Genomic DNA, 12,033 nt, shown 5'->3' on the forward strand with positions numbered 1-12,033 from the left:
GTGAAGCGGAGAATGACCCTCATGACCGGCCTCGCGCTGGTCGTCACCGTGGCGATGCCCGTCGGCCTGGCCTCGGCCGGCACGGCGAAGTCCTCGCCGGCCCCGCTCAAGATCTACGTCTCGCCCGGCAAGGGCCGCGACGCCGGATCCGGCACGGCCTCGCACCCGTACAGGACCCTGACGCACGCCAGGGACCGGGTGCGTGACCTCAACGACCGGATGAAGCGCGACATCGAGGTCGAGCTGCTGGACGGTACGTACCAGCTCACCGACACCTTCACCCTGACGAGCGCCGACTCCGGCACCAACGGCCACACCATCACGTACCAGGCCGCGCCCGGCGCCCACCCCGTGATCAGCGGCGGCACGTCCGTGACCGGCTGGACCGTCGCCGACGCCGCGAAGAACGTCTACAAGGCCCACGTCGGGAACATCGACACCCGGCAGCTGTACGTCAACGGTGAACTGGCCACCCGCGCCCGCGGCGCCAAGGACCCCGGCGGCTTCACCAAGACCGCGACCGGCTACAAGACCACCGACACGGGCCTCGCCGACTGGAAGAACCAGTCGGACCTCGAGGTCGCCAGCCGCTGGGGCTGGAAGCTCATGCGCTGCCCGGTCGACTCGATCGTCGGCACCACCGTGACGATGCAGCAGCCGTGCTGGAAGAACGCCAACCTCCAGCAGGGCCAGGAGATCACCAACCCGACCTGGCTGGAGAACGCCCGCGAGCTGCTGGACGCCCCGGGGGAGTGGTACCTCGACAAGAGCGCGGGCGACCTCTTCTACATACCGAAGACCGGCCAGAACCTCGCGACCGCGCAGGTGACCGTGCCGCGCGTCCAGGACCTGGTGGACCTGAACGGCACGCTCTCCAAGCCGGTCACGGACGTCACGTTCAAGGGCATCACGTTCTCCTACTCGACGTGGCTCGCGCCCAGTTCGGACGACGGGCTGATCGAGGGCCAGGCGGGCTTCCGCATGGTCGGCAAGGACAACCCGGACTTCGACTCCACCCGGCTGCACTGGCAGAAGACGCCCGGCGCGGTCAACGTGGGCTACGGCCACGACGTGTCGTTCCTGGACAACACCTTCACGCACCTCGGCGCGGTCGGGCTGAACCTGAACACCGGCACGCAGGGAACCACGATCACCGGCAACGTCTTCAAGGAGATCGCCGGGACGGGCGTCCAGATCGGTGGCACCGACGTCATCGACCACCACCCGAGCGACCCCCGGTCGATCGTCAAGAACACCACCGTCAGCAACAACGTGGTCACCAACGTGGCGGACCAGTACACCGGTTCGCTGGGCATCATGGCGAGCTACACGGACCACACCGTCATCACGCACAACAAGGTCTACGACCTCCCGTACAGCGGCATCTCCCTCGGCTGGGGCTGGGGGCTCACCGACAAGGGCGGTGACACCAACTACCCCGGCAACTCGGGCGTCCCGATCTACGACACACCGACGCCCGCCAGGAACAACGTCATCAGTGACAACGAGATCAGCGACATCATGAAGCTCCAGGCCGACGGGGGTGCCATCTACACCCTGAGCTCGAACCCCGGCAGTGTCGTCTCGGGCAACTACATCAAGGGCGTCCCCGAGCCCGCGTACGGCGCGATCTACCACGACGAGGGAAGCCAGTACTTCCACACCACGCAGAACGCGTTCTGCGACGTCTCGTACCAGTGGCTGCTGATGAACCACGGCCTGGACGTCACCGCCGACCGCAACTTCACCACCCAGCCCAACTACTCGACCCAGGCGAACACCATCGGCTCCGCTGTGGTCGACAACACCAAGGTCGACAGCTGCGCCCAGCTGCCCGCCTCGATCGTCGAGAACGCCGGGCTCCAGCCGCGCTACCGCCACCTGGACCCGGACCCCGCCACCACGGACCGTACGGCGCCCACCGCGCCGGGCACGCCCACCGCGGCGGCCGACTTCCCGACCGTCACCGACCTCAGCTGGTCCCCGTCGCAGGACAAGACCGGCGTCACCGGGTACGCGGTGTACCTCGACGGCAAGGTCGTCAGCGCCTCCGCCAAGCCCACCGCCCGGGTCACCGGCCTCACCGCGGGCAAGAAGTACACCTTCACGGTGACCGCCCGCGACGCCGCCGGCAACGAGTCCAGGGCGAGCAGGCCCGCCGTGGTCACCATGCCGTCCGGCGCCGACGTCGCCCAGGACAAGCCGGTCACGGCCTCCTCGTACTCCGAGGCCAACACCCCCGCGCGCGCCGTCGACGGTGACCTCTCCACCCGCTGGGCCCAGGGCCTCGGCCTCCCGGACCCCTCCTGGATCCAGGTCGACCTCGGCGCCCAGTACGACCTGACCGGCGCGATCACCACCTTCGAGAAGGCCAACGGCTACAAGTACCGCGTCGAGGTCTCCCCGGACGAGGTCCACTGGGTCACCCTGGAGGACCACACCGCCACCGCCACCACCGAGGCGACGAACTACTCCTCCGCCGACAAGCCGACCGCCGGACGGTACCTGCGCCTGACGGTCACCGGCTCCAACGGCAACGGTGGCAGCCTCTACGAACTCCAGGCGTACGGCTCCCTCAAGGCGCCGAACACCGACACCCAGGCCCCGGCCGCGCCCGCCGCGCCGAAGGTCTCCCCGCTGGTCCCCGGCACGGCCGACCTCACCTGGACGGCCCCGGCCGACAACGTCGGGGTGGCCACCTACGAGGTCTTCCAGGACGGCAAGCGGATCGCCGTCACCGACCGGACGAGCCTGCGGCTCACCGATCTGACCTCCGGGCAGAAGTACCGCTTCACGGTCGTCGCGGTGGACGGCGCGCTCAACGCCTCCGCCCCGAGCCCGGCCGCCGACGTGACCCTGCCCGCCTACGTCAACCTGGCCCTCAACAAGCCGGTCACCGTGTCCTCGTACTCCGAGCCCAACACCCCCGGGCTCGCCGTCGACGGTGACCTCTCCACCCGCTGGGCCCAGGGCCTCGGCCTCCCGGACCCGTCCTGGATCCAGGTCGACCTGGGCAGGACCGCCTCCGTGTCGGGAGTGGTCACCACGTTCGAGCTCCAGAGCGGCTACAAGTACCGGATCGAGTACTCCACCGACGCCACCACCTGGTCGACGCTGGAGGACCACACCGCCACGGCCACCTCGGGACGGACGAACATCTCCCTCCCCGGCGCGCCGGTCTCCGCCCGCTACCTGCGGCTCACGGTCACCGGGTCGAACTGGAACGGCGGCAGCCTGTACGAGCTCCAGGCGTACGGCGACTTCTGATCCCGCGATTCCGAGGGGGAGGCGGGCACCCCGCCCGTCTCCCCCTCCCACCGAAACGAAAGCCAGTATGAAGATCACGCATGTGGAAGCCCATCCGATCCGGGTCCCGGCCGCGGACCCGCCGTTCAGCTGGCGGCAGGGCCTGGCCGGCAGCCCCGCCGTCGGCGACGGCGCGGTCCTGCGGATCGGCACCGACGAGGGCGCCGAGGGCGTGGCGGTGTTCGCGAGACCCGGCGCGGCCGTCCTCCTCGCCGACCTCGTGGACCGGGTGTTCCGGGACGAACTCGTCGGACAGGACCCGTTCCGGCGGGAATGGCTCTGGCACCGCGTCTGGGAACTGGACCGCATCCACGAACTGCCGCTGCCCGCGTTCGGCCTGATCGACATCGCCCTGTGGGACCTCGCGGGACGCGTGAGCGACCAGCCCGTCTGGCAGCTCCTCGGCGGATTCCGCGACGCGATACCCGCGTACGCCTCCACCTCCACCTTCGCGACCACCGAGGAATTCCTCGACGTCGCGGACCAGTGCCTGGAACTGGGCTACCAGGGCATCAAGCTGCACGCCTGGGGCGACGCCCGCAAGGACGCCGCGCTCTGCCTGGCGCTGCGCGAACACGTCGGGAGCGACGTCCCGCTGATGTACGACGGCTCCGCCGGGTTCGACCTGCCGGACGCCATCCACCTCGGCCGCGCCCTCTCCGAGGCCGACTACCTCTGGTACGAGGAGCCGATGCGCGAATTCAGCGTCGGCGCCTACCGGCGGCTCGGCCAGGCCGTCTCCGTACCGCTGCTCGTCGCCGAGACCTCGGACGGCGCCCACATGAACTCCGCCGACTTCATCGCCTCGGGGGCGGCGACCTTCGGCGTGCGCACAGGGACCACCCTGCGCGGGGGCATCACCGGAGCCATGCGCACGGCCCACCTCGCCGACGCGCACCTGCTCCGCGCCGAGGTGCACGGTTCGGACATCCCGAACCACCACCTCTGCATGGCGATCTCCAACACCACCTACTACGAATCCCTCGTCACCCGGACGACGGTGACCCGCGAACGCCACGTGGACGAGCGCGGACTCGTCCACGCACCCACCGGTCCGGGGATCGCCCTGCCGCTCGACTTCGAGTACGGCAGCGCCCTCCTCCCCTTTGTCGAGAAGCACTCGTGACACACGTGACACACGTAAGAAAGCAGAAAGGCAAGACAATGACGTCTTCAAGAGGTTCGGGAGCCGGCATCCGCCGCAACGTCACCCGGAAGGCGGTCGCGGCCCTGGCCCTGTCGGCCGTCACCCTGCTGGCCGGCTGCGCCGACGCCACGCAGTCCTCGTCGTCGGACACCACCAAGGCGTTCAAGCCGGTCAAGCAGGACGAGGCGTCGAAGATCACCGTCTGGACCGACTCGACCCGGCTGCCGCAGGTGGAGGCGTACCAGAAGCAGCACCCGGACGCGAAGCTGAACGTCGTCACGTACGACGGAGGCGCCGACGGGTCCACGTACCTCCAGACGAAGGTGCAGCTCTTCGACCGGACCGGCAAGGGCTGGCCCGACGTCGTGTTCGGCTCGCCGACCGACGTGACCTGGGCCGCCGAGCCCACCAAGCCCGGCGCCATCCCCTTCGCCGCGCCGCTCGACCAGGACCTGGTCCCGCAGAAGACCCTGGACAACTTCGCCAAGGGCTCGCTCGCGCCGTGCCAGGTCGGCGGCCACACCTACTGCATGCGCAACGACATAGCCCAGGTCGTCCTCTGGTACAACAAGAAGCTGATGGACCAGTTCGGCTACCAGGTGCCCACCACCTGGGAGCAGTACCAGGCCATCGGCGAGAAGCTCGCCAAGGACCACCCCGGCTACCTCGTCGGGTCGGTGGGTGACACCAACTCCCAGGAGTCGTACTTCTGGTCCAGCCAGTGCCCCGCCTTCAACCTGACGGCGCCCAACACCCTGCGGGTGGCCCTCGGGGACGAGAAGTGCACCCGGATGTCCAAGCTCCTGGACACCCTCATCGCGAAGAAGACCGTCAGCACCCAGGGCTTCTTCAGCCAGGGCTTCGCCAAGGACAGCGGCAGCAAGGTCCTGATGGCGTACGGCCCGTCCTGGTACGGCCAGTACCTGTTCAACGCGGCCTTCAAGACGCCGGCCGGACAGATCTCCGCCGCGGCCCCGCTGACCTGGCCCGGTGAGACGACCGCGTCGACGGGCAACGTCGGCGGCGGCCTGTGGATGGTCTCCTCGCACAGCGCCAACCTCAAGGCCTCCACCGACCTGGTCAGCTGGCTGACCACGTCCGACGAGAACCAGGCCAAGGCGCCGACCTACCCGGCGTACGCCCCCGCGGCCGACGCCTGGCTCGCCAACCCCGACAACAAGAAGTACTTCGCCGGCGACATCAGCGACGTCTTCCGCACGGCCGCCGGCCAGGTGTGGACGGGCTGGTCCAACACCAAGTTCAGTGACGCGACCGCCTGGTCGAGCGTGGTCCTTCCCGCGCTGACCTCCGGCAAGACCCTGTCGGAGACCCTGCCCGCGTGGCAGACGGCCATCGCGAACGAGGCCAAGGCCGTCGGATACAAGGTGACCACGAAATGACCGTGCTGGACACTCAGCACGTCACGAACCCTCCCCGCCGCCGCGACGCGTCGCGGCGGCGGGGAGGGGTGGCCGGCTACCTCTTCGTCGCCGGCTACGCGATCCTGCTGCTCGCTTTCGGGGTCTTCCCCACCGTCTACTCGTTCTACCTGTCCCTGACGAACGACAAGGGGCAGTTCACCGGCATCAACCAGTTCACCAAGGTCATGGGGGACTACCGGTTCGTCCCCGCCTTCACCAACATCCTGTTTTACCTGGTGATGTGGCTGGTCGTCCTGGTCGTCCTGACGGTCCTGGTGGCCGTCGTCCTGCGCGGCCGGATGAGGCCGGGACTGTCCGCCGTCTTCCGCTTCCTCTACTACATCCCGGGTGCGCTGGCCGGGGTCGCCAGTGTGCTCGTCTGGCTGTTCATGCTGGACCCGGCGGTCAGCCCCGCCTCCTGGGTGCTGGACGCGATGGGCAAGGACAGCTTCGCCGCCGTCCTCAGCCCCGGCGACCTTCCCGTGATCTTCGTCCTGATCGCCTTCTGGACCGGCGCCGGCGGCTGGATCGTCGTGATGTACGGGGCGCTCAACAACATCCCCGACGAGGTCATCGAAGCCGCCAGGATGGACGGCGCCGGCCCGTGGAAGACGGCCTGGCACATCCAGATCCCCATGATCAGGCAGTGGATCGCCTACATGACGATCCTCGCCTTCGCGGGCGGCACCCAGCTCTTCGTCGAGCCGCAACTCCTCCAGACGGCCAGCCTCGGCCGGGTCAGCCCCACCTGGTCACCCAACCAGCTCGCGTACGTCTTCGCCTTCCAGCAGGGCGACTTCAACGGCGCCGCGGCGATCTCCGTCTTCCTGCTGGCCCTGGGTGTCATCGTCGCCGGGCTGCTCGTGTGGCGCTCGGACATGTTCACGTTGGATGAGAAATGACCTACACCGCACCTGGCTCACCCACCCGCCCGCGACGCGGCAAGCCCTCCCGCGCCCTGTCGGTCCTCGTCGTCTGCGTGCTGCTGACCGCGCTGCTCGTCTTCTTCGTCCTGCCCGTCGTCTGGCTGCTGCTGGCGCCGACGAAGACGGCGTCGCAGATGACCCACGACGCGCCGCTCTCCTTCGGCTCCTTCGCCCAGATCGGCACGGCCTGGCACCACCTGGTGGACTTCCAGGACGGCGCGCTGCTCCTGTGGCTGCGCAACTCGGCGGTCTACTCGGGCGGTTCGCTGCTCCTCACCCTGCTGACCAGTGTGCCGGCGGGGTACGCGCTGGCGCTGACGCGGTTCCGGGGACGCAAGCTGCTGCTCACGATCACCCTGGTCACGATGATCATGCCGTCGGCCACCCTGGTGCTGCCGATCTTCCTGGAGCTCAACCGGTCCCATCTGATCGGCACGGCCTGGTCGGTGATCCTGCCCTTCTCCTTCTACCCGTTCGGCGTCTACCTCGTCTACATCTACTTCGCCACCAGCCTGCCGCGCGAGATCCTTTCGGCGGCGCGCATCGACGGCTGTTCGGAATGGCAGATCTTCCAGCTCATCGCGCTGCCGCTGGCCAAGCCCGTCATCGGGCTGGTCGCCTTCTTCAGCTTCGTCGGCAACTGGAACAACTTCTTCCTTCCGTATCTCGTGCTGCCGAACAGCGACCAGTTCCCCGTCCAGGTGGGACTGAACCAACTCCTGTCGTCCACCCCGTCGTTCAACCCCGTGGCGGGCGCCGGTCTCAACATCACGATCCCCGAACTCGCGCTGGCCATCATCATCGCGATCCTGCCGGTGCTGGTGCTGTTCCTCTTCTCGCAGCGGACGCTGGTCTCCGGGATGCTCGCCGGATCCACCAAGGAGTGAGGAACACCGCCGGTGCGGCCGGAATCCGTACGGTGGGAGGTCCGTGCGGTCAGCGGGCGGTGAGGTCCAGCGCGGCGACCAGCGCGGCGAGTCCCCGCTCCGTGGCGTCCGCCCGCCAGACCGCCCAGGTGTGGCGGACGAGGGGGTCGCCGGCCAGGGGATGCCACACCAGCCCGTCGGGCAGCGGGTCCACCCAGCGCGGGGACGCGAAGGCGAACGTCCGCGGGCCGTTCACCGCGGCGAACTTCACCTCCCGGGGCACCGGACGGCCCTCCTCGCTCGCGCTGTAGGTGTCGGTGACCCCGTGGCTGCGCAAGGTGGCGATCACCTGGTCGTGCCACGCCGGGGCGTCCACCCGGGCGAAGCTGACCCAGGACATGCCCCTCAGCCGGTGCAGCCGTACGCTCCCCGCGTCGGCCAGTTCCTCCGCGCGGGCGGCGGTGAGGACCACCCCCATCGCCTCCTCGACCGCGAGCACGCTGTCGAGGGACGGGTCCGTGGGGTGGTCCCGTACCAGCGCCACTTCCAGTTCACCGGCCCGCAGGGCGGTGAGCTGGGCCGTGCTCCTGGCGTGCTGGAGGACGACCGAGGTGTTCGGGTACGTGGCGTTCACCTCGGCGATCGCCGTCGGCAGCAGGTCCGGGGGAAGTTCCAGCGGTACGCCGACGCGCACCCGCTCGGGCGGCACGGCCGGCCGGTTGAGGGTGCTCATCAGCCGGTCGTGCCGCTCGATGAGGACGCGGGCCTCGTCGAGCAGGGTCGCGCCCAGCTCGGTGGGGTGGGTCCCGCCGGGGCCCCGGACGAGCAACTGGCCGCCGATCTGGCGTTCCAGTGACCGCATCGTCTGCGAGAGGGCCGACTGGCTGATGTGCATGACACGCGCGGCCGCCGAGAGGCCGCCCTCGTCGGCGACCGTCACGAACGCGCGCATCTCCCGGATCTCCATCGCCCCCGAGAGCCCCTTTCCTGTCGTACGTGATGCCTGACGGCACGTCATCCCGACAGTAACGCTCCCGGGGGCGGTGGGCCCGCCGGCGGGGACGGCTCAGACCGCGGTCGCTCCGCCGTCGGTCGCGAGGGTGGCACCGGTGACGAAGCTGGAGCGGGGCGAGGCCAGGAAGAGGATCGCCTCGGCGATCTCGGCGGGTCCGGCGGTCCGGCGCAGCGGCAGGGTCTTGCCCAGTTCCGCCACTCCGTCACCCCACTCGACCAGGACGCCGTCCGTGAGGGTCGGGCCGGGGGCGACGCTGTTGACCCGGATGCCGCCGGGGCCGAACTCGGCCGCCCAGGTGCGGGTGAGCGAGGCCAGCGCGGCCTTGGTGGCGCTGTAGCCCGAGGCACCCGGAACGCCCATCGACGCGGCCATGGTGCTGACGTTGACGATGCTGCCCGCGCCCTTGTCGAGCATGGCGGGGACCAGGCTCGCGGTGAGGAAATAGGCGCCGCGGACGTTGGTGTCGAACAGTCGCTCGAACACGCTGACGCTCTGCTCCACGGTCGGCGCGACGGGGAACGCGGAGGCGTTGTTGACGAGGATGTCGACCGGGCCGACCTCCTCCGCCAGGGCGCGGACCGAGTCGAGGTCCGCGAGGTCGGCCGCGACGAAGCGCACGGTGCCGGGGCCTTCCGGCAGGTCGGCGAGCGCCTTGGCGCCGCGCTCGGGGCTGCGGCCGGAGATGACGACGTGGGCTCCCTCGCGGAGGAACAGGCGGGCGGTCTCCAGGCCGATTCCCGCGGTGCCCCCGGTGATGAGGGCGACCTGGTCCGCCAACTCGCCCGACGACGTCTCCCGGCGGGTGGTCTGCTCTTCGTTCCTGACAGTCATGACGGGGCATCTCCTGAAGCGGTACGGAACGCCGTGCGCGGTGTCGCGCGGCTGTACCCGGTACAAGGAGCGGGCCGCCTCCGGCCTTCCGGCCGGCCCATCGGCGTTCCTGCTGGCGGCCATAAGCGGCACGCGGTGACCGGCACGCGGTGGGCGGCTTGTGGTGACCGGCTTGCGGTGACCTGTGCGTGGCGACACGGCGGCCCGGCGGCATGCGTGTGCCGCCGGGCCCGTGCGCCCGGGGCGCGTACACCCCGGGTCATGTGCGTTTCACATCCGTCAGGTGCGCGAACACCACGATGTTGGCCGCGTAGCCGGTCTTCTTCTCGAAGGTCCCGCCGCACGTCAGCAGGCGCAGTTCGGGGCGCCCGGTCCTGCCGTACACCTCCCGGTCGGGGAATTTGTCCTTGCGGTACGTCTTCACGGCATCGACGCTGAACACCGCCGTCCGCCGGTCCGCCCGGGCGATGTTGACGAGGTCGCCGGGGCGCAGGGCGTTGAGGTTGAGGAAGATGGCAGGGCCGGTCCTGGTGTCCCGGTGGCCCACGATCAGAGCGGTCCCCGCCTCGCCCGGCGTGGGACCGCCCCGGTACCAGCCGACCTCCCGGGGCCGCTCCAGCGGGGGAGTGCCCAGGTGGCCCAGCGGGTCGAGCCCCACCTGGATGACGGGGGCCTCGATCGTGAGGGCGGGGACGGCGAGCCGTACCGCCGGCGAGGGCGGCAGGGGCCGGGGCGGGCGGCGCGGGACCGCCGCCGCCCGCCCCGGCCGCCGTCCCGCGCCCTTCGCGCTCTCCGCGGCGGGCGCGGCGAGCACGACGGTCCCGGTGAACGGCGGATCGGCGGGGGCGTCGCCGCACGCCCACACCACACCGGTCACCAGCGAGGCGGTCACGCTCAGCGTGAGGGTGAGGCGGCAGGCGCGGCTCGGCCCTCTCCGGCGTCGATGTGGCGTGTTACGCGGCGCCATGGCCGCGGCGGCGGGCGCGGCGGACGAGGAGCAGGCCCGCGGCTCCGACCGCACCGGTGACGAGCCACGGGGTCAGCCCCGTGGACGAGTCGTCGCCGCCTTCGAGGCTCGCGACCCCGCCGCCGCCCGCCGCCACGGCGCCGACCGGCAGGGGGAGCTCACCGCTTCCCAGCGGGCACTCGACCTTGAAGAGCTTCTTCTTGGGCACCCCGCCGGGGAACGTCCAGTTGAGCTGGTACGTCCCGTTGGGGAGCGAGTAGTCCGAGGTGCTCCCCTTCCCGGCCGCGAGCGTGATGGCACCGGTCAGGGTGGGCAGGGCGGGGGTGGGCGGCTCGGCGGTGATGGTGAAGGTCACCAGCGGGACCGTCTCGAAGTTGAAGGCGCTCAGGTTGAACTTGCAGACCTTCAGGGCGTCCCCGGTGTTGCCGGCGGGGGTCCCGGCGTTGTGGATCCTCACGTCCCCGCTGTCGCCGGGAGCGGCGACGGCGGCCGACGCCCCGGCCAGGGACGCGCCGGCGAGAGCGAACGCGCCGAGGACGGCGGCGGAGCGGGAGCGGGCGGAGCGGAGGGAGGGCGACGTGGGCATGGGAGGCTCCTTCAAGCCGGGATGATTGTCGTACTGCATGCGATCATCTGACTAAATGTCACATATCCGACAAAACCCAGCGGCGAAACGCCGGGAAACCGTCACAATGCCCTGACTGGCGCAACGGACGGCCCCACCCGCACCGCCGTCCCTCCCCGCCGCGCCCTCAGGGCAGGGGAGTGAACGTGACGTCCGCCGCGCGCGGGGGGATCTCCACCCCCGCGCCCAGTGCCCATTCGGCGACCCGGGAGACCGTCGCCGCCGGGACCCGGTCGCCGAGCCCGGGCCTCGCCGGGATGTCCTGCGTCGCGTGGGCGTCGTGCGGCAGGACCACCCGGTACCCCCGCGCCAGGGCCGTACGCGCCGTCGCCAGGACGCACATCTCGGACATCACGCCGCAGACCGCGAGCGCCCGTACCCCCGCGTCGGCCAACAGGGTCCCCAGCGGGGTCCCGTCGAAGCCGTCGTCCTTGGCCTTGCGGATCACGACCTCCGCCGGGCCCGCCTGCACGGGGTGGTACAGCTCCCAGCCCGGCGTGCCGGCCTCGTCGTCCGCGCCGGGCGCTCCGTCGTTCTGTACGTGGACCACCAGCGCGCCGCTCCCGCGGGCCCGGTCGAGCAGGTCCGTCGTACGGTCCACCAGCCGGGCCGCGTCGGGCACCGCCCCGTCACCGGAGACGAAGGCGGACTGGACGTCCACCACGATCAAAGCCTCTGCGGGCGGCACGGGAGAGTTCATCCGGCCATGATGACCTTCGCCGCCGGGGCGCCTCCATTCAATTTCCCGCCCCCCACCAGGGAGGCGGTTGACGCGTCCCTGTCTGCTGCGCTCGCAGCAGGCGGGGCGCCTGCGGTGGCACGACGACGTACGGCCCGTACTGCGGAAGTGTGGGACGGGCGCGAGGAGGGCCCGGCGCGGAGCCCGCCCGGCGCCCGCCGCGTCCGCGCGCTCCCTTCACCGCTTTCCG

Annotated in this window: 10 protein-coding genes; 5 read left to right on the forward strand and 5 right to left on the reverse strand. The window is 70.5% G+C overall.

The features are described 5' to 3' along the window. Positions 1-12 precede the first annotated feature (12 nt). The 5 genes from ACIODU_RS14560 (at position 13) to ACIODU_RS14580 (ending at position 7,687) form a co-directional block, all read left to right on the forward strand. The gene (locus tag ACIODU_RS14560; protein WP_401767541.1) at positions 13-3,267 is read left to right on the forward strand and encodes a discoidin domain-containing protein; all 3,255 of its coding nucleotides are present in this window, start codon (positions 13-15) and stop codon (positions 3,265-3,267) included. Between the two features lie 67 nt (positions 3,268-3,334). Then, positions 3,335-4,432 carry an enolase C-terminal domain-like protein gene (locus tag ACIODU_RS14565; RefSeq protein WP_401767543.1) on the forward strand — a complete coding sequence of 366 codons (1,098 nt, stop codon included), beginning with the start codon at positions 3,335-3,337 and terminating at the stop codon, positions 4,430-4,432. Positions 4,433-4,470: 38 nt separating this feature from the next. Further along, entirely contained in the window at positions 4,471-5,853 is a 1,383-nt protein-coding gene (locus tag ACIODU_RS14570) for an ABC transporter substrate-binding protein (protein ID WP_401767545.1), read from the forward strand. Next, entirely contained in the window at positions 5,850-6,776 is a 927-nt protein-coding gene (locus ACIODU_RS14575; RefSeq protein ID WP_401767547.1) for a carbohydrate ABC transporter permease, read from the forward strand. The genes ACIODU_RS14570 and ACIODU_RS14575 overlap by 4 nt, the downstream gene beginning before the upstream one ends. Further along, complete coding sequence (locus tag ACIODU_RS14580) at positions 6,773-7,687, forward strand: carbohydrate ABC transporter permease (RefSeq protein WP_401767549.1); 915 nt, start codon at positions 6,773-6,775, stop codon at positions 7,685-7,687. Before ACIODU_RS14575 ends, ACIODU_RS14580 begins: the two co-directional genes overlap by 4 nt. 49 nt (positions 7,688-7,736) lie before the next feature. On the opposite strand, the gene ACIODU_RS14585 is transcribed toward ACIODU_RS14580, so the two are convergent. The 5 genes from ACIODU_RS14585 to ACIODU_RS14605 all read right to left on the reverse strand — a co-directional run bounded on the left by ACIODU_RS14585 (position 7,737) and on the right by ACIODU_RS14605 (position 11,804). After that, positions 7,737-8,633: a LysR family transcriptional regulator gene (locus tag ACIODU_RS14585; RefSeq protein WP_401767551.1), complete on the reverse strand. Its 897-nt coding sequence runs from the start codon at positions 8,631-8,633 to the stop codon at positions 7,737-7,739. A 99-nt stretch (positions 8,634-8,732) separates the two neighbouring features. Then, complete coding sequence (locus tag ACIODU_RS14590; RefSeq protein ID WP_401767553.1) at positions 8,733-9,512, reverse strand: SDR family NAD(P)-dependent oxidoreductase; 780 nt, start codon at positions 9,510-9,512, stop codon at positions 8,733-8,735. A gap of 259 nt (positions 9,513-9,771) precedes the next feature. Beyond that, entirely contained in the window at positions 9,772-10,404 is a 633-nt protein-coding gene (locus ACIODU_RS14595; RefSeq protein WP_401767555.1) for a class F sortase, read from the reverse strand. A 61-nt stretch (positions 10,405-10,465) separates the two neighbouring features. Further along, positions 10,466-11,065: a hypothetical protein gene (locus ACIODU_RS14600; protein WP_356430814.1), complete on the reverse strand. Its 600-nt coding sequence runs from the start codon at positions 11,063-11,065 to the stop codon at positions 10,466-10,468. Between the two features lie 166 nt (positions 11,066-11,231). Next, the gene (locus tag ACIODU_RS14605) at positions 11,232-11,804 is read right to left on the reverse strand and encodes an isochorismatase family protein (protein WP_401767558.1); all 573 of its coding nucleotides are present in this window, start codon (positions 11,802-11,804) and stop codon (positions 11,232-11,234) included. Positions 11,805-12,033 lie beyond the last annotated feature (229 nt).

This window comes from Streptomyces sp. NPDC088261, assembly GCF_044740805.1.
In the GTDB taxonomy this organism is placed as follows: domain Bacteria; phylum Actinomycetota; class Actinomycetes; order Streptomycetales; family Streptomycetaceae; genus Streptomyces.

What these genes read in the sequence shown, in the direction of transcription:
- ACIODU_RS14600 (WP_356430814.1), bottom strand. Translation starts at nt 11,065, where the DNA reads ATGCCCACGTCGCCCTCCCTCCGCTCCGCCCGCTCCCGCTCCGCCGCC.
- ACIODU_RS14560 (WP_401767541.1), top strand. Translation starts at nt 13, where the DNA reads ATGACCCTCATGACCGGCCTCGCGCTGGTCGTCACCGTGGCGATGCCC.
- ACIODU_RS14605 (WP_401767558.1), bottom strand. Translation starts at nt 11,804, where the DNA reads ATGAACTCTCCCGTGCCGCCCGCAGAGGCTTTGATCGTGGTGGACGTC.
- ACIODU_RS14570 (WP_401767545.1), top strand. Translation starts at nt 4,471, where the DNA reads ATGACGTCTTCAAGAGGTTCGGGAGCCGGCATCCGCCGCAACGTCACC.
- ACIODU_RS14585 (WP_401767551.1), bottom strand. Translation starts at nt 8,633, where the DNA reads ATGGAGATCCGGGAGATGCGCGCGTTCGTGACGGTCGCCGACGAGGGC.
- ACIODU_RS14580 (WP_401767549.1), top strand. Translation starts at nt 6,773, where the DNA reads ATGACCTACACCGCACCTGGCTCACCCACCCGCCCGCGACGCGGCAAG.
- ACIODU_RS14565 (WP_401767543.1), top strand. Translation starts at nt 3,335, where the DNA reads ATGAAGATCACGCATGTGGAAGCCCATCCGATCCGGGTCCCGGCCGCG.
- ACIODU_RS14590 (WP_401767553.1), bottom strand. Translation starts at nt 9,512, where the DNA reads ATGACTGTCAGGAACGAAGAGCAGACCACCCGCCGGGAGACGTCGTCG.
- ACIODU_RS14575 (WP_401767547.1), top strand. Translation starts at nt 5,850, where the DNA reads ATGACCGTGCTGGACACTCAGCACGTCACGAACCCTCCCCGCCGCCGC.